General features: G+C 67.7%; 22 protein-coding genes. 12 read left to right on the top strand and 10 right to left on the bottom strand.

All coding sequences use genetic code 11. The features are described from left to right. Positions 1-188 precede the first annotated feature (188 nt). Positions 189-1,682, top strand: a complete 1,494-nt coding sequence (locus A8G15_RS22010; RefSeq protein ID WP_068164956.1) for an MFS transporter — start codon at positions 189-191, stop codon at positions 1,680-1,682. Between the two features lie 21 nt (positions 1,683-1,703). On the opposite strand, the gene A8G15_RS31200 is transcribed toward A8G15_RS22010, so the two are convergent. Beyond that, positions 1,704-1,841, bottom strand: a complete 138-nt coding sequence (locus A8G15_RS31200; RefSeq protein ID WP_169833927.1) for a hypothetical protein — start codon at positions 1,839-1,841, stop codon at positions 1,704-1,706. A 242-nt stretch (positions 1,842-2,083) separates the two neighbouring features. Between A8G15_RS31200 and A8G15_RS22005 the strand changes: the two genes are divergently transcribed. The 3 genes from A8G15_RS22005 (at position 2,084) to A8G15_RS21995 (ending at position 5,426) form a co-directional block, all read left to right on the top strand. Next, complete coding sequence (locus A8G15_RS22005) at positions 2,084-3,037, top strand: AurF N-oxygenase family protein (RefSeq protein ID WP_068164576.1); 954 nt, start codon at positions 2,084-2,086, stop codon at positions 3,035-3,037. A 254-nt stretch (positions 3,038-3,291) separates the two neighbouring features. Beyond that, positions 3,292-3,807, top strand: a complete 516-nt coding sequence (locus tag A8G15_RS22000; protein WP_068164573.1) for an OsmC family protein — start codon at positions 3,292-3,294, stop codon at positions 3,805-3,807. Between the two features lie 305 nt (positions 3,808-4,112). Continuing rightward, the gene (locus A8G15_RS21995) at positions 4,113-5,426 is read left to right on the top strand and encodes a bifunctional o-acetylhomoserine/o-acetylserine sulfhydrylase (RefSeq protein WP_068164569.1); all 1,314 of its coding nucleotides are present in this window, start codon (positions 4,113-4,115) and stop codon (positions 5,424-5,426) included. 90 nt (positions 5,427-5,516) lie between these two features. Here A8G15_RS21995 and A8G15_RS21990 read toward each other — a convergent pair whose 3' ends face one another. From A8G15_RS21990 to A8G15_RS21970, 5 genes are all read right to left on the bottom strand, one after another. Further along, complete coding sequence (locus A8G15_RS21990; protein WP_068164566.1) at positions 5,517-5,879, bottom strand: hypothetical protein; 363 nt, start codon at positions 5,877-5,879, stop codon at positions 5,517-5,519. Between the two features lies 1 nt (position 5,880). Then, positions 5,881-6,585: an ABC transporter ATP-binding protein gene (locus A8G15_RS21985; RefSeq protein WP_068164563.1), complete on the bottom strand. Its 705-nt coding sequence runs from the start codon at positions 6,583-6,585 to the stop codon at positions 5,881-5,883. After that, positions 6,582-7,325 (bottom strand): ABC transporter ATP-binding protein, encoded by a 744-nt coding sequence (locus tag A8G15_RS21980; protein ID WP_068164560.1) that lies wholly within the window; start codon positions 7,323-7,325, stop codon positions 6,582-6,584. The genes A8G15_RS21985 and A8G15_RS21980 overlap by 4 nt, the downstream gene beginning before the upstream one ends. Further along, positions 7,318-9,585 carry an ABC transporter permease gene (locus A8G15_RS21975; RefSeq protein WP_068164557.1) on the bottom strand — a complete coding sequence of 756 codons (2,268 nt, stop codon included), beginning with the start codon at positions 9,583-9,585 and terminating at the stop codon, positions 7,318-7,320. The genes A8G15_RS21980 and A8G15_RS21975 overlap by 8 nt, the downstream gene beginning before the upstream one ends. 61 nt (positions 9,586-9,646) lie before the next feature. Continuing rightward, the gene (locus A8G15_RS21970) at positions 9,647-11,017 is read right to left on the bottom strand and encodes an ABC transporter substrate-binding protein (protein ID WP_425415119.1); all 1,371 of its coding nucleotides are present in this window, start codon (positions 11,015-11,017) and stop codon (positions 9,647-9,649) included. A 305-nt stretch (positions 11,018-11,322) separates the two neighbouring features. Between A8G15_RS21970 and casG the strand changes: the two genes are divergently transcribed. Next, on the top strand, positions 11,323-12,987 hold the full coding sequence (casG, locus tag A8G15_RS21965; protein ID WP_068164551.1) for a steroid-24-oyl-CoA synthetase: 1,665 nt from the start codon (positions 11,323-11,325) through the stop codon (positions 12,985-12,987). Between the two features lie 47 nt (positions 12,988-13,034). Here the strand turns inward: casG and A8G15_RS21960 are convergent, their stop codons facing one another. The 3 genes from A8G15_RS21960 to A8G15_RS21950 all read right to left on the bottom strand — a co-directional run bounded on the left by A8G15_RS21960 (position 13,035) and on the right by A8G15_RS21950 (position 16,094). Then, positions 13,035-13,712, bottom strand: a complete 678-nt coding sequence (locus A8G15_RS21960; RefSeq protein ID WP_068164549.1) for a PaaI family thioesterase — start codon at positions 13,710-13,712, stop codon at positions 13,035-13,037. A 47-nt stretch (positions 13,713-13,759) separates the two neighbouring features. Beyond that, complete coding sequence (locus tag A8G15_RS21955; protein WP_425415116.1) at positions 13,760-14,575, bottom strand: IclR family transcriptional regulator; 816 nt, start codon at positions 14,573-14,575, stop codon at positions 13,760-13,762. A 643-nt stretch (positions 14,576-15,218) separates the two neighbouring features. Then, the gene (locus A8G15_RS21950; protein ID WP_068164544.1) at positions 15,219-16,094 is read right to left on the bottom strand and encodes an amidohydrolase family protein; all 876 of its coding nucleotides are present in this window, start codon (positions 16,092-16,094) and stop codon (positions 15,219-15,221) included. 192 nt (positions 16,095-16,286) lie between these two features. Between A8G15_RS21950 and A8G15_RS21945 the strand changes: the two genes are divergently transcribed. From A8G15_RS21945 to A8G15_RS21930, 4 genes are all read left to right on the top strand, one after another. Next, positions 16,287-17,288 (top strand): siderophore ABC transporter substrate-binding protein, encoded by a 1,002-nt coding sequence (locus A8G15_RS21945; protein WP_068164541.1) that lies wholly within the window; start codon positions 16,287-16,289, stop codon positions 17,286-17,288. Between the two features lie 77 nt (positions 17,289-17,365). Continuing rightward, entirely contained in the window at positions 17,366-18,346 is a 981-nt protein-coding gene (locus tag A8G15_RS21940; protein WP_068164539.1) for an ABC transporter permease, read from the top strand. Next, positions 18,339-19,397 carry an iron chelate uptake ABC transporter family permease subunit gene (locus A8G15_RS21935; protein WP_068164534.1) on the top strand — a complete coding sequence of 353 codons (1,059 nt, stop codon included), beginning with the start codon at positions 18,339-18,341 and terminating at the stop codon, positions 19,395-19,397. Before A8G15_RS21940 ends, A8G15_RS21935 begins: the two co-directional genes overlap by 8 nt. Further along, on the top strand, positions 19,394-20,152 hold the full coding sequence (locus A8G15_RS21930) for an iron ABC transporter ATP-binding protein (RefSeq protein ID WP_068164532.1): 759 nt from the start codon (positions 19,394-19,396) through the stop codon (positions 20,150-20,152). Before A8G15_RS21935 ends, A8G15_RS21930 begins: the two co-directional genes overlap by 4 nt. A gap of 60 nt (positions 20,153-20,212) precedes the next feature. Here the strand turns inward: A8G15_RS21930 and A8G15_RS21925 are convergent, their stop codons facing one another. Beyond that, on the bottom strand, positions 20,213-20,737 hold the full coding sequence (locus A8G15_RS21925) for a ribonuclease H family protein (protein WP_068164954.1): 525 nt from the start codon (positions 20,735-20,737) through the stop codon (positions 20,213-20,215). 72 nt (positions 20,738-20,809) lie between these two features. Here A8G15_RS21925 and A8G15_RS21920 point away from each other — a divergent pair, with 72 nt between their 5' ends. The 3 genes from A8G15_RS21920 to A8G15_RS21910 are packed head-to-tail and all read left to right on the top strand — an operon-like array spanning position 20,810 to position 22,839. Then, entirely contained in the window at positions 20,810-21,745 is a 936-nt protein-coding gene (locus tag A8G15_RS21920) for a DNA-3-methyladenine glycosylase family protein (RefSeq protein WP_068164527.1), read from the top strand. Between the two features lie 39 nt (positions 21,746-21,784). After that, the gene (locus A8G15_RS21915) at positions 21,785-22,273 is read left to right on the top strand and encodes a MarR family winged helix-turn-helix transcriptional regulator (protein WP_068164524.1); all 489 of its coding nucleotides are present in this window, start codon (positions 21,785-21,787) and stop codon (positions 22,271-22,273) included. A gap of 56 nt (positions 22,274-22,329) precedes the next feature. Then, positions 22,330-22,839, top strand: coding sequence for an acyl-CoA thioesterase (locus A8G15_RS21910; protein ID WP_068164523.1), 510 nt, complete (start codon positions 22,330-22,332; stop codon positions 22,837-22,839). Positions 22,840-22,911: the final 72 nt, after the last annotated feature.

The raw sequence follows: 22,911 nt of genomic DNA, 5'->3' as shown, positions 1-22,911 counted from the left end.
ACAGTTGTATCCGTTCGCAATCGCTCTTGCCTGTGATACCGACAGTTCGGCTACGATACCGACAGTCTCGTTTCTCCGTGACCCCGCTCCGGGAAGGCCGGCTCGTGTCCGAAACGTCAGAAGAAGGTACGACCAGCTCCGCAGCGACAGCGACGCTGGAACCACCATCCCGCCTGACGCGTGCGCAGATGTGGTTGCTGGTCGTCGCGTGCGCGGCGGTGGCTCTCGTCGTCGCCGCGATGGCGTCGCTGAACATGGCCTTGCCCGACATCGCCGTCGACATCGGTGCGACGCAGGGTCAGCTGACCTGGATCGTCGACAGCTACACACTCGTGCTCGCGGCGTTCCTGCTCCCGGCGGGCGCGCTCGGCGACCGCTACGGCCGCCGCGGCGTGCTGGTCGCGGGCCTGGCGATCGTCGCCGTGGCGTCGGCGCTGCCGCTCGTACTCGACAGTCCGACGTGGATCGTCGTCGCGCGCGGCCTGGCCGGGCTGGGCGCGGCGCTGGTCATGCCGGCGACCCTGTCGGTGATCACCGCCGGGTTCCCCGAGGAACGTCGCGCACGGGCGGTCGGCATCTGGGCCGGGACCGCGGGTGCGGGCTGCATCGCGGGCATGCTCGTGTCCGGCGTGATCCTCGAATACAGCTCGTGGATCGTCATTTTCGTGAGTTTCGCAGTGGCCGCGGCGGTGCTGCTCGTGGCGTCGCTGACGATCGCGTCGTCGCGGGCACTGGAGCAGTCCCCACCCGACCTGCTCGGCAGCGCGCTGTCGATCCTCGCGGTGGGGCTGTTCGTCTTCGGACTCATGGAGGGCCCGCACCGCGGCTGGACGGATCCACTCGTCCTCGCGTGCATCGTTCTGGGTCTTGCTGCCGCAACGGGTTTCGTGCTCACCGAACTGCGTACCCCCGCTCCCCTGCTCGACGTCCGGTTGTTCACCGACCGCTCGTTCGGCTCCGGGGCGCTGACGTTGCTGTTCCAGTTCCTCGCGATGTTCGGGGTGTTCTTCATCGTCGTGCAGTACCTGCAGCTGGTGCTCGGTTACTCGCCGCTCGAGTCGTCGATCCAGCTGATCCCGCTCATCCTGCTGGTGATGACGGTGTCGGTGCTCATCCCCCCGGTGGTTCCACGGGTCGGGCTCCGGATCCTCTTCGCCGGCGGCCTCGCGGTCCTCGCGGCGTCGTTCGTGCTGATCGGGGAATTGGATCCGCAGTCGTCGACGGTCATGATCAACGCCGCGCTGCTGCTGCCGGGCATCGGGATGGGCATGATCTCGGCACCGGCGACACACGCGATCGTGTCGAGCACACCCGACGACAAGCAGGGCGTGGCCTCGGCGGTCAACGACGCTACCCGCGAGCTCGGCGCCGCGATCGGGGTCGCGGTCGCGGGCAGCATGCTCGCCGCGATGTACGGCCGGAAGATCGAGCCGGTCGCCGAGATGATTCCCGACCCCACCGCACGCACCGCGGTGTCGGATTCGCTGGCGTCGGCGCTGAAGGTCGCCGAGGCGGCCGGGCCGCGCGGAGACGAACTCGCGGACCTGGCCCGTTCGGCGTTCCTCGACGGGATGCAGCAGGCGTCGTGGGCGATCGCAGTGATCCTCGCGATCGGTGCCGCGGTCGCTGTGTTCCTCTCCCCGGGCCGCTCCCGGGCCTCGAAGGTCCGCGAACCGAGCTGATCCCGGTTCGCGGATCCGCCGTCAGCGTCCGGCGCCGGCCTTGCCGGCGCACGTGCACCGTTCGGCGACGGGTACCTCGCGCATCACGTCGTCGACGTGCTGGCCGCATCCTTCCCAGCCGGTCTTGCCGCATGCGGGACAGGTGACGGGGTAACACATGGTGACAGTCCTCCATTTGTCTCGGTTCCGTCGATTGTGCCTGCGGCTCGACGGGCGGGTCCAGTGACATCGGTCCCGGTGACGCACCCGGGGGAGGCGTGCGGCGGCACGTCCCCCTCCCCTGTTTCTGCGTGCTCGTCCGCCTCGATCTTCGGCGATCGTGCACTCGACCGTTGTGCCGTGACGACACTCACTGTAGCCTCGGATTAACAGTTACCGTCCGTCACACTAAAGGTGGAGACATGACCGCATCGCTCACGCGCCCCCAGGATGTTGCCGATACCGCCACCACCAGGGGATTCGTGCCGAAGGTGGCTCTGTCGGACCGCGAGGACACAGCCCGGCGGCTGCTGGCCTCGGTCGCCCGCAAGTCGTACGACCCGATGATCGAGGTCGACTGGGAGGCGCCGATCCCCGACGACAAGTACGGCATGACCCCCGAGTGGAGCACGCTGTACGGCACCGCGCTGTGGGACGAGATGACCGACGAGCAGCGAATCGAACTGACCAAGCACGAGGCCGCAAGCGTCTCCAGCGTCGGCCTGTGGTTCGAGATCCTGCTCATGCAGATGCTGCTGCGCGACGTCTACAACCGCAACAAGCACTCGCGCCACGTGCAGTTCGCCCTCACCGAGGTCGCCGACGAGTGCCGCCACTCGGTGATGTTCGCCCGCGCGGGCGAGCGCCTCGGTATGCCCGGCTACGGGCCCGCACCGTACATCCACCGTCTGGGCCGGCTCTGGGGCGGCTTCTTCCGCGGCGCCAACGCCTACGCCAGCGTCATGGCCGCCGAGGAGATTCTCGACATGATGCAGCGCGACTTCATGCGCGACGAACGAGTGCAACCGGTCACCCGTACGGTCAGCAAGATCCACGTCCTCGAGGAGGCCCGGCACATCCGCTTCGCCCGCGAGGAGGTCGCACGGCGACTGTCCGGCGCGAGCAAGCTCCGCCTCCAGCTCGAGCGGATCAATACGGCCGTCACGGTGTACTTCGTGGTCAAGAGCATGATCCGCGAGGAGGTCTACACCAACGCGGGCCTCGACCGCGACCGTGCCGTCGCCGAGGCGAAGGCGAACACGCACTACCACGATCGCGTCCGCAAGTCCGGTGCCAAGCTCATGACGTTCCTCGACAGCGTCGGACTGGTCGGCGGTCCCTCGAAGATCCTGTACAAGAAGGTCCACCTGCTCTGACCCGACGGATCGAAGAACTCCGAAAACCATTGCTGTGCAGGTTGTCTCGACGATCCGCACCCTCGCGCCGAGCGTACGCCTCACACGCTCGGCGCGAGGCGTGCGTGCACCGCGCCCGGACGCCGCACACCGCCCGGACCGAGCACCGCAACTGCGGCACCCGGGAAAACTGGTCCGCGCAATTACCTAGCGAGTTGGTCGGAAATATGGTTCCGTCGCGATGCTCCCACCGGAATCGCCATCGAAGGACCATCATGACCACAGCACCCGTCTCCCATCTGCAGTCCGTCGTCACGGCCAACCACGACGCCGTGACCGACGACCCGGCGAAGGCAGCGGTCGTGTTCCGCGCCGACGCCCGAGCACACTCGACGGTCGCGAGCACAGTGACGCTCGGCCGGTTCGAGGTGGAGGTCGACGAACCGCCCGCGCTCGGCGGTGAGAACACCGCCCCCAACCCGGTCGAGTACTACCTCGCCTCGCTGCTCTCCTGCCAGGTCGTGACGTACCGGGTGTGGGCGGACAAACTGGGAATCACCGTCGACGGCATCACCGCCCACGCCGAAGGCGATCTGGACGTACGCGGATTCTTCGGCTTCGACGACTCCGTCCGTGCGGGGTTCGGCGAGGTACGCGTCGTCGTCACTCTCACCGGCCCGGAATCGCGGGAACGGTATCTGGAACTGCAGGAAGCGGTCGACGCTCACTGCCCGGTACTCGACCTCACCCGCAATGCAACGCCGGTCCGGACGGTCCTCGAAACAGCCTGAAAGACGTGCCCCGATCCGGCGCGACGCGCCCCCGAACACTGGTCGGGATCGCGCTCACCGGTTATTGTCGGGTCCGTGACCAACACGCGAGTACGCCTGACGGGCGGTCCGTCGGTGCGCCGCTGTGCGCAGTACATGTGTATCTGCGGGTGTCCGGGTCGCTGAGCGACCCCACCCGATCGTCCCCAGAGTGTCCGCGCCGGCCGACGTGTCGGTCACCGCCGTATGCGGTGACACGATGCCGGTGGGCCACCGGAGAACCTTCCCGAGATCCCCGAAATATCGAGTAGTACGGAGCAGCACCCATGAGCGAGACCACCCCCGACGCCGTGGACCCCACGGCGGGCTGGAGTTTCGAAACCAAGCAGATCCACGTGGGCCAGCCGGCCGGTGGCGACACCAAGGCGCGCGCCCTGCCGATCTACCAGACCACCAGCTACACCTTCGACAGCACCGATCACGCGGCCGCGCTGTTCGGTCTCGCCGAGCCCGGCAACATCTACACCCGAATCATGAACCCCACTCAGGACGCGGTCGAGCAGCGCATCGCGGCTCTCGAAGGTGGCGTCGCGGCGCTGCTGCTGTCCTCCGGCCAGGCCGCCGAGACCTTCGCCATCCTGAACCTCGCCGAGGCCGGCGACCACATCGTCGCCAGCCCGTACCTGTACGGCGGCACCTACAACCTGCTGCACTACACCCTGCCCAAGCTGGGCATCGAGGTCTCCTTCGTCGAGGACCCCGACGACCTCGAGCAGTGGGCCGCGGCGATCCGCCCGAACACCAAGGCGTTCTACGGCGAGACCATCGCCAATCCGAAGAACCACATCCTCGACGTTCCCGGTATCTCCGGCGTCGCACACGACAATGGCCTGCCGCTGATCGTCGACAACACGGTCGCCACGCCGTACCTGCTGCGTCCGCTCGAGCACGGCGCCGACATCGTCGTGCATTCGGCCACCAAGTACCTGGGCGGCCACGGCACCGCGATCGCCGGTGTCATCGTCGACGGCGGCACCTTCGACTGGACGCAGGGGCGCCACAGCAACTTCACCACGCCCGACCCCAGCTACCACGGTGTCGTGTTCGCCGACCTGGGTGCCCCGGCGTACGCGCTCAAGGCCCGCGTCCAGCTGCTCCGCGATCTCGGTTCCGCCGTCGCACCGTTCAACGCGTTCCTCATCGCGCAGGGCCTCGAAACCCTGTCGCTGCGGGTCGAGCGGCACGTCGCCAACGCCCAGCGGGTCGCGGAGTTCCTCGAGTCCCGGCCCGAGGTCACGTCGGTGTCGTACGCCGGCCTGGAATCGTCGCCGTGGTTCGAGCGGGGCAAGCAGCTCGCGCCGCGCGGTGCGGGCGCGATCGTCGTGTTCGAACTCGCGGGCGGTGTCGACGCCGGCAAGAAGTTCGTCAACGCGCTGACCCTGCACAGCCACGTCGCCAACATCGGCGACGTGCGTTCGCTGGTCATCCACCCCGCGTCGACGACCCACTCGCAGCTCACCGCCGAGGAGCAGCTCGCCGCCGGTGTCACGCCGGGCCTCGTGCGTCTGGCCGTGGGCATCGAGCACATCGACGACATTCTCGCCGACATCACGACCGGTCTCGTCGCAGCGGGTAGCTGACACCTGCCCGGGACCCGACACGCGGAAGGCCTGCCCCGGATTCGGGGCAGGCCTTCCGCGGTTCTGTCGAGGACGAGTCGACCTCGGCGTTCAGTCGTCGTTGCGCGCCAGCGCCTCGGTGATCCTCTCGGCCTGGGCGCTGCTCTCGAGCAGTTGCCGCACCAGCCACAGACTCAGCACGCGCGACACCACGGCTGCGATGTACACCGCGGCGCCGATCAGGGTGACCGCGACGAATCCGAGGCTCAGCAACTGGTACGACGCGAGGTCGCGCAGGTCCGACAGCGTCAGCGAGGCGATGTAGACGACGAATGCCGCCACCGCACCGACGATCATCAGCGCCAGACCGACGATCCTGCCCGTTCCCCGGGGACCGGTCTTCCCGGTGTCCAGTCCCAGTGCGGCCACGTCCTTCTTGAATTGTTCGCGTCGTTCGTCGACCACAGTGGTCATCTCATCCTCCTAGATAGCTGGTTGACAGTTCTTCTTCGATCTCCACCGGGTCGCCCGTGCGCACCACCCGCCCGTGCAGCATCAGCGCAGCGCTGGTGGCGATGGGAAGCACTGCCCGCGCGAACTGCTCGGCGACGAGGATCGACACCCCCTCCGTCGCCAATTCGCCTACGATGTCGTAGATCTGGGAAACGATCCGGGGTGCCAGGCCCATGGACAGTTCGTCGAGCAGCAGCACCGTCGGGTTCGTTCCCAGCGCCCGGGACAGGGCGAGCATCTGCTGTTCGCCGCCGGACATCGATCCCGCGAGCTGGGTCCGCCGCTGCCCGAGAATCGGGAACCGCGTATACGCCACCTCTTCGAGTTCGGCGAGCGAGGCACCCGTTCCCGTGGCGATCCACAGGTTCTCCCGAACCGTCAGGTTGGGGAAGATGCCGCGACCTTCCGGGATCGAGCAGACCCCCAGGCGCGCAAGGTCCGCCGCGGACACGCCGTTCACGGCGCGTCCGGCGAGCCGGAACTCGCCCGCTGTCGCCGGCTGGATACCGGAACACACCTTCAAGGTCGTGGTCTTGCCGCCGCCGTTGGGGCCCAGCAACGCGACCACCGCACCGGGATCGAGCACGAGATCGACACCGTGCAGTACCTCGATGGGCCCGTATCCCGCACGGACACCGGACAGTTCGAGCAACGGTCCTGGATTCATACGGCCTCCTCCTCGGTGCCGATGTAGGCGTTGATCACTGCCGGGTCGTTCTTGATCTCGTCCGGCGGCCCGCTCGCGAGTACCGCGCCGTAGTCGAGAACGTGGATCGTGGAGCAGATCTTCATGACCAGCGGGATGTCGTGCTCGACGAGGCAGATCGCCAGCCCGCCGGCGGCGAGCTCGCCCAGCAGGGTGGCGAACTGCTCGGTTTCCTGCTCGGTCTGACCGGATGCCGGTTCGTCGAGCAGCAGGATCCGCGGTGCGGTCATCAGTGCCCGCGCGACCTCGACCACGCGAGCACGTCCGGTGGGGATGTCCGAGACATCGCGGTCCGCAATGTCTTCCAGCCCCGTCAGTGCCAGGAGCCGCTCGGTCTCGGCTTCGATGTCGATCCGGCTCCCGCCGTTCGCGTTGTGGATGTCACCGGCCACGCGCAGGTTGTCCCGCACCGACAGCGACACGAACAGTTCGAGGCGCTGGAAGGTCCGGGCCAAGCCCATCTGGGCCCTCTTGTAGGGCGGCGCAGAGGTGACATCGACTCCGTCGACGAACACCGACCCGGAGGTGGGCCGCTGCAGTCCGGTGATCGTGTTGAACAGCGTCGTCTTTCCCGCGCCGTTCGGTCCGATCAGGCCGGTCACCGTTCCGCCGGCGATGCCGATGCTCACCTCCTTGACGGCTACGTGCCCTCCGAATCGGACTGTGATACCGCGGGTTTCGAGAAGCGGTGTCTCATCCATGAGTGGTCAGCTCCTGTTCCCGTCGACCGGCCGACTGAAGCTGCTCGGCAATTCCCAGTTCCCGGTCGATCTCGTCACGGACTTCCGGTCCGTACGGTTCGTCGAGGCCCACCCGATCCGGGTTCAGCGGCCTGCGTCGTTCCGCCTCGTCCTCACCGAGCACCGCTTCCGGCATGAACATCTGCCCGGCGACCGGAAGGAGGAACACCGTCGCGATCGTGATCGACGCGAACCACCAGTTGTCCAGCGCCCCGGTCAGGGCGAGCACGTACGACACGAGCACCACTGCCGCCCCGCCTGCCAGCACGGGTTTCGCGTTCGCGAGGCTGCGGTAGCCCTCCACCATCTGGTGAACACTGCCGCTGGGATTGGCCGCGACACCGATACCGATCAGCGCCGGGCTCACCGCGGCGACGTGGCCCAGGAACGTCCACAGCCCCGACAGTTCCGGCTGCGCCGACGCCAGGTTCGAGAACGACGCCATGATGACGGCGAATCCGACACCCGAGAGCAGGCCGCCGAACAGGGCACCCGAGACGTACCCGATACCGGCCACCACCGTGAGCATGAGCAGCGACAGACTCACCATGATCGAGAAGCTCTCGTTGGACACCGATCCCATCGCGCTGGCCATGAACAGGCCACCGAGCCCGGCGATGGCGGACGAGAGGGTGAAGACGCCGAGCTTGAGTCTCACGAGGCTCTGCCCGAGCATGGCCGCGGCCGCCGGGCTGTCCTTCATCGCCGCGAGGCGCCGACCGTATCCGCTGTTGCGCAGCGCGACGATTGCGACGCCGAGCACCGCGAAGATCACGGTCACGGTCATGAGGAAGACCGTGTCGTCGGCGAGGTCGAGCGGACCCACCCGCAGCGGCGGGATCGCGATGTTCCCGTCGGTGAACAACGAGAATTCGACGCCGAACAACTCGTGGCGGGTGGTGTCGCGAAGCACCATGTTCGACAGGAACACCCCGAACGCCATGGTCGCCAGCGCCAGATACAGCCCCCGCAGGCGAAGTGCCGGAAGCGCGATGAGAGCACCGACCAGTGCCGCGACCGCGACACCGAGCGCCACACCCCACAGGTTCAGGTGAGCGGCCAGTCCCGTCCCGGAGATCCCGAAGTGGAACGCGACGATGGTGGCGATCGCGCCGAACGAGACCGGCGCCAGGTTCAGCTCGCCCGCGTAGCCGGTCAGCAGCGTGAGCGACAGGGCGATGATCGCGAACGTCATGCCGATCGTCAGCGTGGTGATCGCCGAGGTCACCATCAGCAACCGGATCGCGTAGACGATGACGACGAGCGCCACCGCCCAGATCACGGCCTTGCGCACCGACGGCACGTGGTACCGCTCGCGGGTGCGGGTCACGGCTCCGCGCAGACGGTCCTGCGGAAGCACGATGAGCACCACGAAGAGCGCGATCATCGGCAGGGACACCCGAAGGTTGGATGTCCACGTCCACGCGGTCGGGAAGTATGCGAGCACATACGTGGCGGACAATCCGAGGAACAGCGCACCGGCGAAGGTTCGCGGAATGCTGCGCAACCGGCCGAACATCGCCGCGGCGAACGCGTCGATGACCAGCAGCGTCAGCATGTTCGCTTCGAGCGTGCCACCGTTGATGGGTGTCACCAGGATGCCGGCCAGAACCGCCAGTGTGGATCCCATCGCCCACGACAGCGCCGCGAGCCGGTCCGGATCGTGGCCGTTGAGCCGCAGCAGGTCCGGGTCGTCCACCACAGCACGCATGGCGACTCCGGCACGCGTGCGGGTGAACATGATCCGGAGCCCGACCGCGACGAGAATCGCGACCGCGATGCAGATCAGCTCGTGGTACCGGACGGAGACGCCGAACAGTTCGATTCCACTGCGATCGCCGAAGAACATCGACATCGTGCGCGCGGTCTCGGGATGCCAGAACCAGTGCGACACCGACACCATGCCCAGCAGGATCGATACCGTCACGACGATCTTGGTGACCTCGGCGGTGTCCCGCATGCCGCGCATGATCAGGACGTAGAGCAACAGGCCCATCAGCGGGCCGAGGACGCCGAGGGTGACGATCAGCGCGACCGGGGTGGGCAGCCCCCAGCCGTAACGCAGCTGCCAGAAGGCGAACGCCCCCAGCATCGCCTGCGCGCCGTGCGCGAAATTGAAGATGCCCGACGTGTTGTAGGTGAGAACGAGGCCCGAGGCGGCAACGGCATAGACCGATCCGAGCACCAACCCCACGATGGTGAAGGTCAGGAAGGTGTTCATGAGTACCCCTAGTCGAGGACGCCGACGATGCGCCACGCACCGTCGGCGTCGGTCGATCGGATCAGGAGGCCGGCCTGATGATGTTCGGATTCAGGTATTTCGTCGAGATACGGTCGGGACCGAGCTCGGTGCCCCAGGTGTTGCGGTCCGTCGCGACGAGGTAGCGGTCGTCGCACTTGAAGGTGCCTGTCTCGGCGGGGAACGCCTGGGTGTAGTCCGCCCCGGACAGAGTCACGACCAGACCGCAGGTGGCCGGCATGTTGGCGCCCGGATCGGTGACCGCGTGCAGCCCGCCGCCGTCCCACTCGTGGATCTTCGACAGTTCGTCGATCATGCACTGGCGGGTCAGGTCGGAGCCGCATTCCTTCGCGGCGGTCGCCCACAGCAGGAAGGACGAGGTGGCCTGCATGCCCAGCAGCGCGGTCTTGCCGCCCTTCTCGGTGACGAGTTCCACGTACTTCTGCACCGCGGGCACGGAATCCGCGTTCTCCAGCATCTGGAAGGTCATGCCGGCGTGCAGGTTGTCGAGCAGACCGGACTCGTTGTTCCAGGTGCGCACGGAGTCGCCGTACCAGGTGGCCTCACCCATGAAGATCGGGTCGATGCCGGCCTGGTCGAGCGCCTTGATGAAGTTGAACTCCGCGGGCACCGGGGAACGCGATGTCCACAGTCCGCCGACGCCGCACTCCCGGAGCTTCTCCGCGAACGGGACGTAGCTGGATTCACCCTCGTAGTTGAGGGTGACGCCGCAGTTCTTCAGCGTGAAGCCGGCGGCCGCGGCGACGGAGCGGACCTTCGTGTTCGACGTGATGATGGTCGGCATCGTGCTGTCGACGATGTCGAACTTGTCGAGCAACTCGGGGTGCATCTCGGCGAGCTGGAACCACTGGGATCCGTTGGCGAAGTCCACCGGGAACGGGACGCCCTGGAAGGTCATGGGCCCGTTCGCGGCATCCGGGGAGACCGTGAAGCCGGGGACCGCGGCGAGGTTGCAGGCCACGCGGGTCTGCTCCGAGGTCTGGTCCATGGCGAACCCGTGGCCGACCAACATGAACTCGGAGGCGCACGCGTTCTGCATCACCGTGTTCGCCTGGGTCATCGCGGCGTCGTAATCGGTGCCGACGATCTGCCGCCCGTTGATTCCGCCCTGCGCGTTGCACCAGTCGATCATGGCGCCGACGGCGTCGCTCATCTCCTTGTTCAGACCGGGGCTCTTGACGTAACCGCGATCGTCGCCGTACCCGATTCGGATCTCCGTGTCGCTGACACCCTGGTCCGTTGCGCCGGTGGCATCTCCTTCCCCACAAGGAGATTCGAGCGTTCCGAACATCGAATCGGACGTCGGGGCCGCCTCCCCGGCGGCGCCGGGCGACCCGGCGGACACGACGGCATCGCCCTCCCGGTCGGAGGCACAGGCGGACGTCACCACCATGACGGCGGCCAATCCTGCCACCAGCTTCGAAGTAGTGCTGAGTTTCACGTTGACGGACTCCTTAGTCTCAACCGATCCTCGATAGGGGCGAGGGCCGAGACATCACATCGGCATGTCGGGTGCCGCGAAGGTAGCCAGCACGACGCCGCCGACCTCGGTCATTCCCGATGAGTGGGACTCGAAAGTGATGCCGACCACATGCCACTCCCGATCAGTGGTATCGCACGTTTCCTCACGTTCCCGGCATGGGATGTTGTGGCGGAAGTGTGGCCAGGAGAACTCGGCGGAAACGGAAAGGCGTCTCCATGACAGCACCAGCAGACCTCCAACAGATGCTGCAGCAGGTCGTTTCGAAGCTCACCGGCCCCGGTGGCCGCTTCGAGCTCGTCGAGGAGGACGTGCGTGGCAACCGCATTCCGGTGGTGCGCAACCGCGACCGGCGGGTCGGCGATCTGGTCACGGCATCGAAGGCATGGGGTGACCGCGACTACCTGGTGACCGCGGACCGCCGGCTGTCCTTCGCCGAGCACGCCGACGCGGTTGCCGCCGTGGCCACCGCCCTGCGCGACGACCACGGTGTCGGCAAGGGCGACCGGGTCGCGATGCTCGCCGCGAACTCGCCCGAATGGATCATCACGTTCTGGGCCGCGCAGACCCTGGGCGCGGTCGCGGTCGGTCTCAACTCGTGGTGGACACCGAAGGAGATCGAGTACGGCGTGAATCTGGTGCAGCCGACGGTGATCGTCGCCGACGCCAAGCGCGCAGCGCTCCTCGCGAATTCGGGAGCGTCCGGATTCGCGCTGCTCACCGTCGAGGAAGACCTGCCGCGCATCGTGGCCGACCGCGCCGGCGCTGACGTGCCCACGACCGATGTGGCAGAGGACGACCCGGCCGTCATCCTGTTCACCAGCGGAACCAGCGGTCGCCCCAAGGGCGCCGTGCATTCGCAGCGGAACCTGCTCGCCGTCGTCGACTACCACCGCTTCTCGGACGCGATGGTCGCGCAGATGTACGGTCGCGCCTACGACGACGCCGTGCCGAGCGACAGCCGCTACCTGCTCACCTCACCGTTGTTCCACATCGCGAGCCTCCACAACCTCGCGGTTCCGCGGCTCGCGACGGGCAGCGCCGTGATCATGACCGAGGGCGGCTTCGACGTCGACAAGGTCTTCGGCCTGATCGAACGCGAGCGGGTCACCAACTGGGGTGCGGTGCCGACGATGGCCGCACGCATGCTCGAGCACCAGGACACCGACCGCTACGACCTGTCGTCGCTGACCGCGTTCGCACTGGCATCGGCACCGTCGTCCACGGAGTTCAAGCAGAAGCTGCGGGCGAAGTTCCCGTTCGCGCAGCAGGCGCTGGTGGACAGCTACGGTCTCACCGAGTGCAGCACCGCCATCGCGGTCGCGACCGCCCCCGAACTGGAAGCGTTCCCGGGCACGCTGGGACGGCCGATCCTCACCGTCGCACTCGAGATTCGTGACCCCTTCGGGGATGCGGTGGCCGACGGGGTCGAGGGCGAGATCTGTGTCCGCAGCCCGTTCGTGATGCTCGGCTACTGGGAGAACGAGGAGGCGACCGCCGCGGCCTTCACGTCCGACGGGTGGCTGCGCACCGGCGACTACGGTGTCGTCCAGGACGGCCGGCTGCGGCTGACCGGCAGGCGGTCGGATCTGATCCTGCGCGGCGGGGAGAACGTGTACCCCACCGAGGTCGAACAGTGCCTCGACGAGCATCCCGCGGTGCAGGAATGCGCGGTGATCGGCGTCGAGCACGCCGACCTGGGGCAGGAGGTCGCCGCGGTCGTGGTGCTGCGGGCCGGCCACGATGCGACCGAGGACGAACTGCGCGAGTTCTGCCGCGACCGCATCTCCTACTACAAGGTCCCGTCCCAGTGGCGGATCACCCGCGACCTGTTGCCCCGCAACGCAACCGGGAAGGTTCAGCGCCGCGACGTGACGGTCTGACCGCACTCGATCGGTGCCCGGGCCGCGCGGCCCGGGCACCGATCGTCTCAGCTGCCTCGCTGCGGACGCGGGACCGTCTTGTCGACGAACAAGGCGTCGACCGATACGCACACGGTTCCGTCGGCGAGCCGGATCTCCCCGACCGTTCCGGTCTTCAGGCCGTCCCGTGTGACGGCGCGTGCGGCGACGGTGAGCGGTTCGAACAGCGGTACGGGCCGGTGGTAGCGCACGTCGAGCTGGGCGGTGGCACCGCGGGCCCCGGCCCACGCGTTGGCGACACCGAGGACGTGATCGAGCAGCAGCGCCGAGACACCGCCGTGCACGTACCCCGGTGGGCCCTGGTACGGCAACGTCAGCACGACCCGGCCTTCGACGGATCCGTCGGCGCGACCGCGCACGACGATCGGAGGGGCGAGGGCGTTCTCGTGCCCGGTGACCGGATCGTGCCGTGCCACGCCGTCGCCGTCCCACATGTCGAACATTCGCTCGTCGAGGTCGTCGGCGTGCTCCTCGAGGTGCGCGGCGGCCCGCTCGAGCTCGTCGGCGATCCGGTCGAGATCGGGGTCCTCGCGGTCGGTGCGCAGCAGCGCGTCGATGACCCGCCGCGCGGCTGCGGTCGCCCGGTCGACGGGAAGGTCCCGGGGCAACGACGTGAGCACCGTTCCTTCCGGGGCACTGGACACGGTGGGGAATGCAGAGCGCCGGGGTTCGGCCTCGAGGGTCACACAATCTCCGTTCCTGTTCTGCTCGTGCGTGTTTCCGGTAGCTCGCACTACCGGAACCGCGCACGACGGGCGGGGTCGCCGGGCGGCGGATACAGCCCGCTGGTGATCTCTCCGGCTGCCGCGGCGACGAGCCGCCCGAGCCGGCCCGGGTCGACGGTGCGGTCGGTGCCGCACAGCGAGATACCGGCGACCGGGCCCTCCGGCCCGCGCACCGCGGCACCGACGCACGCGACGCCCGGCACCGATTCGCCTCTCTCCGTTGCAAATCCGTCGCGACCCCGAATGCGGCCGAGTTCCCGGTGCAGCACGTCGAGATCGGCGATCGTGCGGTCCGTGCAGGTTCGGAGCCCGGCCTCGAAGAGACCGTCCACGGATTCGCCGGGCAATCCTGCGAGCATCGCCTTGCCTCCGGCGTTGGCGTGTGCCGGACGACGACCGCCGACCCGCGTCGGGAGCGCGGCGGCGAGCCTGCCGCCGATCTTGTCGAGGTAGATGCTGTCGCATCCGTCGAGGACCGTCAGGTGCGCGACGGTGCCGGTCTGCAATGCCAGCCGGTGCAGCACCGGCGCTGCCGCCGCGCGGATCCGATCGTGTCCGGGCGCGGCGTCGACGCCGCGGCTACGACGGCCGAGCCGGTATCCGAGGGGTGCCCGGTCCACCCATTCGAGCCGGATGAGCTGGTCGAGGATCCGGTGGACCGTCGATCGCGGCAGCCCGGTGCGCAGTTCCAGGTCTTCGAGGGTCAGTTGCGCCGTCCGGCTGTCGAACGCGTCGAGGATGCACGTCATGCGCGCGATCATCGACTGGGGTTCGTTCCGCTTCGGTGCTGTCGACGACCCCACGGGCCGGTCCACGACGGTCACACCCACCTCCCCTGCTCTGTGTTCCCCAGCACACTGAAATTGATTCTTGTACGGTAGCGGCCGCGGGAGTGAAAGTGAATAGGGCAATCCGGCCCTGCCGGCGGCGCCGCGGCAGGCTTCACGCGAGCTCCGCCGTGAGCAGCGGATACAGCGAATCCCCCGGAGCCCAGCCACGGTGCATCAGCGCATCGTGGCGCGCTGACCCGCGCACCGCGACCCTCGCCGGCCGGCTGGGAATCGCGACGCCGCCGGAAGGTGGTCGAGGTGTGCCGCGCGCACGACGTCACGATCATCTGCACCGCCCCATCGCCCGCGTGCCGCACAGCGGCTTCCACCTCTGGCTGCCTCTGCGCGCGTCACCGCCGAGGAGGTCACCCTCCGCGCCGCCACCGCGGTCGACCCCGACGCCGCGCACGCCGGCGTCCGGTTGCCTCGGCGGACCGACGATTTCGCAGCTCACCGGCGCCCTCCACGCCCTGAAACACATTCTCGAGCGGCCGGACCGCAGCGGAACAGGAGCGTAGCCCGATCCCGATCCCGGCCCGAGCCGGAAGCGGTCGGCCCGGCACGCAACGAGAGGTCCGCGATGCCGCCGTCCGCGAGGGGTGACGAGCCCGCTCGGCGGCCCGGATTCCGGTGAACGCTAGGTGATGCCGAACAGCGCGGCGGCGTTGTCGTGGCAGACCGAGCGCAGCCAGGCGGAGTCCGGAGCCACCCGTTCGAGCGACTCGAGCTGATGCACGTAGCCGTACGGAATGTTGGGAAAGTCGCTGCCCAGCAGGATCTTCGAGCGCAACTCCGCCAGCCGCGGCAGTTCGGGGACGGGGAACGGGGCGTCCTCCTCGGCAAAGTCGGTGAAGGCCATCGTCGTATCCAGGTACACCCCGGGATACCGCTCCGCGAGGTCGAGGAACTCGATGTACTCGGGCATCCCCATGTGCGCGACGATCAGCGGGAGTTCGGGGAAGCGTTCCAGCAGGGAGACCATCGGTTTCGGACCGGTGTAGGTTCCCGGCGCCGGGCCGGATCCGCAGTGGATGACCGTCGGCACGCCGGAGTCGGCGAGCAGGGCCCACACCGGGTCGAGCAGGGGGTCGTTGGGGTCGTAGTCGCCGACCTGGATGTGCGATTTGAACACGCGGGCGCCGGCGGCGAGCGCTGCGGCCACATAGTCCGCGGCACCCGGCTCCGGGTAGAACGTGGCCGTGTGCAGGCAGTCGGGTGTGCGAGCGGCGAACTCCGCGGACCACGCGTTGAGCCAGGCCGCCATTTCCGGGCGATGCGGGTACAGCATCGAGGTGAACCGGGCGACGCCGAACGACCGCAGTGTCGCCACCCTCTCGTCCTCGTCGTGCCGGTAGGTGATGGGCCAGGGCCTGCCCACCAGCGGGCCGGCCGCGTCGAAGTACTTCCACACCTTGTCCAGCACGTTCGCGGGCATGAAGTGGGTGTGTACATCGATGAGGGAGTCGAGTCCGTGCCGCTGCCGGAATTGCGCGATCCGTTCCGCTTCGTCCATGCCCCGACCGTACCGACCGTCGCGGACAGGCGATCGCCCGCAGGCCCCGGACCGGGACCGTTGCCTCCAGGCAAAATTCAAGATTGAACTTCTCCTGTAGTGATCGAAACGAAGAGATAGGTAAGGCTACGGTAAAGTCCCGGATGCTGCGGCGCAGTGCCGCTCCCCTGATGCAGAACGAGGATCACCGCAATGAACGCCACCCGCATGTATCGGCGCGCCGCTGTCGGCGCGTTGGCCGTAGTCGCTCTGGCCGGCTGCTCGACCTCCACGACGGACACGTCTGCCGAGGACACCGCCGCAGCGACGACGGTCACGGTCGAGGACAATTTCGGCGAGCAGACCGTGACCCTGCCTCCGAAGTCGGTCGTGGCCACCGACAACAGCACGTTCGAAACCCTGGACAGCTGGGGCGTCGAACTGTCGGCGGGCGCGGTGAGCCTCATGCCGAGCACCATCGGATACAAGACCGACGACAGCATCGTCAACCTCGGCAGCCACCGCGAGCCGAATCTCGAGGCCATCGTCGCCGCCGAGCCCGACCTGATCATCAACGGCGGTCGCTTCGCCCAGTTCCGCGAGGACTTCCAGCGGCTGGCACCGGACGCCGCGATCGTCGAGGTCGCGCCGCGCGACGACCAGCCCTTCGACTCCGAACTCAAGCGCGGCACGACCGTGCTCGGTGAGATCTTCGACAAGCAGTCCGAGGCGCAGGCCCTCAACGACGCTCTCGACGCCTCGATCGCCCGCGTCCAGGCCGCGTACTCCAAGGACATGAAGGTCATGGGCCTGATCACCTCCGGTGGCGAGATCGGTTACGTCGCGCCGAGCACCGGCCGCACCATCGGCCCCATGTTCGACATCTTCGATCTCACCCCGGCACTCGAGGTGCCGGAAGGCTCCGACAACCACCAGGGCGACGACATCTCGGTCGAGGCCATCGCCGCCTCCAACCCGGATCTGATCATCGTGATGGACCGCGACGCCGGCACCGCCAACGGCGGCGCGTCGACCGAAGGCTTCGTCCCCGCGGCGAACATCATCGAGAACACCGAAGCCCTGAAGTCGGTCACCGCGGTCAAGCAGGGCAATGTGATCTTCCTGCCCACCGACACCTACACCAACGAGAGCATCCAGACGTACACCGAGTTCTTCAACTCCCTCGCGGACCTGCTCGAGCAGCAGAAGTCCTGATTCTCGTTTCGTCCTGTCGCCCCGCGGGTTCCGCCCGCGGGGCTCGGGCACGAATGCCACGGAAGACGACCGCACCGATGAGCGCTACCACAGCTCCCGCCCGCAACAAAGGGCGCCTGTTCGACTGGAAACTCCTCCTGGGCATCGTCGGAGTCGGCGTACTGCTGACCCTGTCGTTGTTCACCGGGGTCTACGACATCTTCGGCGGCGACCAGGGCTGGGAGATGTTCGAGATCACCCGCATCCCCCGCACCATCGCGCTGGTTCTCGCCGGTGCCGCCATGGCGATGTCCGGACTCGTCATGCAGTTGCTCACCCAGAACCGGTTCGTGGAACCGACCACCGCCGGCACCACCGAGTGGGCCGGCCTCGGCCTCATCCTGATGCTGATCCTCGTGCCCGACGCTGGTCTCATGCCCCGGATGATCGGCGCCATCGTCGCCGCGTTCGCCGGAACGATGGTCTTCTTCCTGTTCCTGCGCCGCGTCTCGTTGTCGTCCTCGCTGATCGTGCCGATCGTCGGGATCATGCTCGGCGCCGTCGTCGGCTCGATCACCACCTACCTGGCCCTGTCCACGGACATGCTCCAGAGCCTCGGTGTCTGGTTCGCCGGAAGCTTCACCTCGATCCTGCGCGGGCAGTACGAGGTGCTGTGGATCGTGGCCCTGGTCGCCGCCGCGATCTTCGTCGTCGCCGACCGCTTCACCGTCGCCGGCCTCGGTGAGGACGTGGCGACCAACGTCGGATTGAACTACAACCGCCTGATCCTTCTCGGCACCGGGCTCATCGCGATCGCCACCGGCGTCGTGACCGTCGTGGTGGGGAACCTGCCCTTCATCGGGCTCATCGTGCCCAACATCGTCTCGATGTTCCGCGGCGACGACCTGCGCAGCAACCTGCCCTGGGTGTGCCTGCTCGGCATCGCCATCGTGACGGTGTGCGACCTCATCGGCCGGACGATCATCGCGCCGTTCGAGGTTCCGGTGTCGCTCATCCTCGGCGTGGTCGGCGCCGTCGTGTTCATCGCCCTTCTGCTGCGGAGCCGCCGTCATGCTTGAGACCTCGACCCCGCTCACGGACGCCACCACGGTCCCCGCTCCGGCCCGGCGCTCCGAATCCGACGCCTTTCCCGACACGAGGTCGCGGCGCCGCTACTGGATCCTCCTCGGCGTACTCGTGGTCCTGTCGTGCCTGTTCGCCGTGGGAACACTCGTCTGGGACAACCCGATGCCGTTCGGCAGCGCCGGCTTCTGGCGGATCACCGAGATGCGGGCGACCAGCCTGATCGTGATCGCGATCGTCGTCGTGTGCCAGGCCACCGCCACCGTCGCGTTCCAGACCGCGACGAACAACCGCATCATCACGCCCTCGATCATGGGATTCGAGTCCCTGTACGTGGCGATCTCCACCGCCGCCGTGTACTTCCTCGGCGCCGCCGGTGTGGTTGCGCTCCAGGGCACCCCGCAGTTCCTCCTGCAGATCGCGCTGATGGTGTTCTTCTCGCTGATGCTCTACGGATGGCTGCTGTCGGGCAAGTACGGCAACCTGCAGGTCATGCTGCTCGTCGGCATCATCCTCGGGGGCGGACTCGGTTCCGTCTCGGTCTTCATGCAACGACTGCTCACCCCGAGCGAGTTCGACGTCCTCACCGCCCGGCTCTTCGGGTCGGTGTCCAACGCCGACGCGGCGTACCTGCCGATCGCGATTCCTTTGTGCGTCGCGGCTGCGGTCGCGTTGTGGTGGCGGGCCCGCAGACTCAACCTGGTTGCGCTGGGCAGGGACGTCACCACCAATCTCGGGCTCGACCACCGCCGCGAGATCATGATCGTGCTGTTCCTCGTGTCCGTCCTGATGGCGGTGTCGACCGCACTCATCGGTCCGATGACGTTCCTGGGCTTCCTCGTCGCCACACTGGCGTACCAGTTCGCGAACACCTACGACCACCGGTACGTGTTCCCCGTGGCGGTGCTCACAGGATTCGTGGTTCTCACCGGTGCCTACTTCGTCCTGAAGAACCTCTTCTACGCCGAGGGCGCCGTGTCCATCATCATCGAGGCCGTCGGCGGATCGGTGTTCCTCTACGTCATCCTCCGAAAGGGCAGACTGTGATCGAACTCAAGAGTGTCCGCAAGGATTACAACAGCGAGGTGTCGATCGGCCCGGTCGACCTGCAGATTCCGTCCGGGGGCATCACCGCCCTGGTCGGCCCGAACGGAGCCGGCAAGTCGACGCTGCTGACGATCATCGGACGGCTGCTCGGCGCGGATTCCGGATCCATCGAGATCGCGGGGTACGACATCGCCCGGACCGCGTCGAAGGACCTGGCCAAGATCGTCTCCATCCTGCGTCAGGAGAACCACTTCGTCACCCGGCTGACGGTGCGCCAACTCGTCGGCTTCGGCCGCTTCCCCCACTCGAAGGGACGGATCACCCAGCGGGACCAGGACATCATCACCCGCTCCATCGAGTTCTTCGACCTCGCCCCGCTGGAGAACCGGTACCTGGACCAGTTGTCCGGCGGCCAGCGCCAGCGCGCCTACGTCGCCATGGTGCTGTGCCAGGACACCGATTACGTCCTGCTCGACGAACCGCTCAACAACCTGGACATGCGCCATTCGGTCCTCATGATGCAGCACCTGCGCAGGGCGGCCGACGAGCTCGGGCGAACGGTGGTCATCGTCCTCCACGACATCAATTTCGCTGCTCACTACGCGGACCGGATCTGCGCGGTGAAGGACGGCCGCGTCGTCGAGTTCGGAACATCCGAGGAGATCATGGTCGACGACACGCTCAGCCGGGTCTTCGACACCCCCGTCACCTGCGTCGACGGACCCAACGGCCCGCTTGCGGTCTACTACCGCTGACGCGGCCACCGGCCCGTGCGGCCCCGCGGGGTGCTTCGCTCACCCCCCGGAGTCGCGGGATCAGAACAGTGTCAGTTCCGTGTCGTCCGTCCCGCGCGAAGCGACTACCTCGACGGCACGCGGCACCGACCTGGGCACCTCGATCGGCCCCGGACGGGCAGCGGCCTCCCGCGCGGCGGCACCGGCGAGGGTGTCGGCGACCTCGTTGAAATGGTTGCCGACGTGACCGCGCACCCAGCGGAAGCGAACCGGGCCGGAACGCTCCGCGATCTCCCGGTCGATGGCCCGGACGAGCTCGACATTCTTCACAGGCGATCCGGTGGAGGTCTTCCAGCCTTTGCGCTTCCAGCCGGGCAGCCACTCCGAGGCGCACTTGATGGCGTACTGCGAATCGGATTCGATGATCATCGGCTCGGAACCGGGATGGGCACGCAGCGCTTCGAGCAACGCGCGCAGTTCGGCGATCTGGTTCGTACCCGAACGCTCGCCACCCGATGCGCTGGGGCCCTCGTGGTTGACCCACGCCCACCCGATGGCGCCACCGGGATTCCGCAGGCAGGACCCGTCGGTGCTCACGATGATCATGTTGCAGACCATAGCCTTTCCGTCCGACACGGTGGAAACCGATGCGGCCGCCGCGCGAGGTACGGTGAACCGGTGACCGCATCCGTCGGTGAAGCCACCCCTTACGACACCCGAGTCGAACTGCCGTGGCCCGTCGATGTCGCACAAACCCTACGCCCGTTGCAGCGCGGACCGTATGACCCCTGTCACCGACGGCACGGCGACACCGTCTGGCGCACCTCCCGCATGGAGACCGGACCGGTCACCTACCGTCTCCGGCAGGACGGCCCGGCAGGCGCCCGCTGCCACGCGTGGGGTCCCGGCGCCGAGGAACTCCTGGCCGGGCTCCCGGCGCTGCTCGGGGCCGACGACGACGCGACCGGGTTCGCCCCGGCACATCCGCTGCTGGCCGGAGCGCACCGACGACTGCCCGGTCTGCGGGTCACCCGCACCGGCCGGGTGTTCGAGGCGCTGATACCGGCGATCCTCGAACAGCGCGTGCACGGCGTCGCGGCATTCGCGTCGTGGCGGCGGCTCGTGACGCGGTTCGGCGACCCGGCGCCCGGGCCGGCGCCGCGCGGCATGGCGGTCCCCCCGTCCGCCGACACGTGGCGGCGGGTCCCGTCGTGGGAGTTCCACAAGGCGAACGTCGACCCCGGTCGCGGCCGCACCATCGTGCGCTGCGCACAACTCGGCGACAGCCTCGAACGCCTCGCCGGGGAACCGCCGGAGCAGGCGCAACGCAAACTCCGGTCGCTGCCCGGCGTCGGTGTATGGACAGCTGCGGAGGTCGCGCAGCGGGCGTTCGGCGACGCCGATGCACTCTCGGTCGGCGACTACCATCTCGCGTCCGTCGTCGGGTGGTCGCTGCTCGGTGCGCCGCTCGACGACGCAGGCATGGTCGAGCTCCTGGAACCGCTACGGCCACACCGCTATCGGGTGGTCCGGCTGATCGTCGAGACCGGCGGTTACGGCCGGGTTCCGAGACGCGGTCCCCGTACCGCGATCACCGATCACCGCCATCACTGATTCCCCGTTGGCGGCACCAACGGTGGGTAGACTGCGCGCATGTCCGACCCCGACAGTCATCCCGTGCCTACCCGGCTCGACCACCTTCCGAGTTTCCTGCTGACCCAGTCCGCCCGGCATGTCCACCGCATGGTGTTCGATCGTCTCGACGCCGCCGACGCCCGCGGCCACCACTACCGGATGCTCGCGGCCCTCGACGAGTTCGGCCCGTCCAGCCAGGTCGAACTCGGCCGCCGATGCGGGCTGGACCGCAGCGACGTCGCCGCGGCCGTCGATGCGCTGGCCGACCGTCGCTTCGTCGAACGCACCCCCGATCCGGCGGACCGCCGGCGCAACATCATCAGTCTCACCAGGAGGGGGCGCAACCGCCTCACCCTCCTGGACGACGTCCTCACCACGGTCCAGAACGACGCGTTCGCCGCACTCGACGCCGACGAACGTGAACAGCTCACCGCCATGCTCACGAAGGTCGTCGACCATCACACCCGGGCCGTTCACGAGCAGCGCGCGATCGTGCACGAGTCGTAGGCTGGACGGGGCGTCCGGCGGAGATCCTGCCGGACGCAATCCCCGAAAGGACCACCGTGCAGGCGAAACCGTGCCGCGAATCCCGAGTTGTCAAGACCAGCAGGGTATTTCCGAACGACGTCAACGACCACAATACGTTGTTCGGCGGAAAACTCATGAGCGACATCGACATGACCGCGTCGATCTCCGCGACCCGGCACAGTCGTGCGTCGGTGGTCACGGCGTCGACGGACTCTGTGGCGTTCCTCGCACCCGTCCGTCCGTCCGACTCCGTATGCCTGGAATCGTTCGTCACGTGGACCGGCCGCAGTTCGATGGAGGTCTTCGTGAAGGTCACCGCGGAGGATCTGCGCAGTGGCGACCGCCGCATCGCCGCGACCGCGTTCCTGACCTTCGTCGCGATCGACGACGAGGGGATGCCCACCGCGGTCGCGCCGGTGCTGCCGGAGTCCGACGAGGAGCGGCGCCTCAACGCGAGCGGGGACGAACGCGCCGAGCACCGGCGCACCCATCGCCGCCAGAGCCAGGACATGGCCGCCTACCTCACCACCAGTCGCCCCTGGTGATCCGCACCCTCCGGGTGATGGAAACCAATATTCGGTCCAACCGGATGAAGGTTCCGACTTGTAATGGAGCGA

The organism is Rhodococcus phenolicus, from assembly GCF_001646785.1.
Lineage (GTDB): Bacteria > Actinomycetota > Actinomycetes > Mycobacteriales > Mycobacteriaceae > Rhodococcus > Rhodococcus phenolicus.
This window is presented reverse-complemented; position numbering and strand designations above follow the sequence as displayed.

What these genes read in the sequence shown, in the direction of transcription:
- A8G15_RS22010 (WP_068164956.1), top strand. Translation starts at nt 189, where the DNA reads ATGTGGTTGCTGGTCGTCGCGTGCGCGGCGGTGGCTCTCGTCGTCGCC.
- A8G15_RS31200 (WP_169833927.1), bottom strand. Translation starts at nt 1,841, where the DNA reads ATGTGTTACCCCGTCACCTGTCCCGCATGCGGCAAGACCGGCTGGGAA.
- A8G15_RS22005 (WP_068164576.1), top strand. Translation starts at nt 2,084, where the DNA reads ATGACCGCATCGCTCACGCGCCCCCAGGATGTTGCCGATACCGCCACC.
- A8G15_RS22000 (WP_068164573.1), top strand. Translation starts at nt 3,292, where the DNA reads ATGACCACAGCACCCGTCTCCCATCTGCAGTCCGTCGTCACGGCCAAC.
- A8G15_RS21995 (WP_068164569.1), top strand. Translation starts at nt 4,113, where the DNA reads ATGAGCGAGACCACCCCCGACGCCGTGGACCCCACGGCGGGCTGGAGT.
- A8G15_RS21990 (WP_068164566.1), bottom strand. Translation starts at nt 5,879, where the DNA reads ATGACCACTGTGGTCGACGAACGACGCGAACAATTCAAGAAGGACGTG.
- A8G15_RS21985 (WP_068164563.1), bottom strand. Translation starts at nt 6,585, where the DNA reads ATGAATCCAGGACCGTTGCTCGAACTGTCCGGTGTCCGTGCGGGATAC.
- A8G15_RS21980 (WP_068164560.1), bottom strand. Translation starts at nt 7,325, where the DNA reads ATGGATGAGACACCGCTTCTCGAAACCCGCGGTATCACAGTCCGATTC.
- A8G15_RS21975 (WP_068164557.1), bottom strand. Translation starts at nt 9,585, where the DNA reads ATGAACACCTTCCTGACCTTCACCATCGTGGGGTTGGTGCTCGGATCG.
- A8G15_RS21970 (WP_425415119.1), bottom strand. Translation starts at nt 11,017, where the DNA reads ATGGTGGTGACGTCCGCCTGTGCCTCCGACCGGGAGGGCGATGCCGTC.
- casG (WP_068164551.1), top strand. Translation starts at nt 11,323, where the DNA reads ATGACAGCACCAGCAGACCTCCAACAGATGCTGCAGCAGGTCGTTTCG.
- A8G15_RS21950 (WP_068164544.1), bottom strand. Translation starts at nt 16,094, where the DNA reads ATGGACGAAGCGGAACGGATCGCGCAATTCCGGCAGCGGCACGGACTC.
- A8G15_RS21945 (WP_068164541.1), top strand. Translation starts at nt 16,287, where the DNA reads ATGAACGCCACCCGCATGTATCGGCGCGCCGCTGTCGGCGCGTTGGCC.
- A8G15_RS21940 (WP_068164539.1), top strand. Translation starts at nt 17,366, where the DNA reads ATGAGCGCTACCACAGCTCCCGCCCGCAACAAAGGGCGCCTGTTCGAC.
- A8G15_RS21935 (WP_068164534.1), top strand. Translation starts at nt 18,339, where the DNA reads ATGCTTGAGACCTCGACCCCGCTCACGGACGCCACCACGGTCCCCGCT.
- A8G15_RS21925 (WP_068164954.1), bottom strand. Translation starts at nt 20,737, where the DNA reads ATGATCATCGTGAGCACCGACGGGTCCTGCCTGCGGAATCCCGGTGGC.
- A8G15_RS21915 (WP_068164524.1), top strand. Translation starts at nt 21,785, where the DNA reads ATGTCCGACCCCGACAGTCATCCCGTGCCTACCCGGCTCGACCACCTT.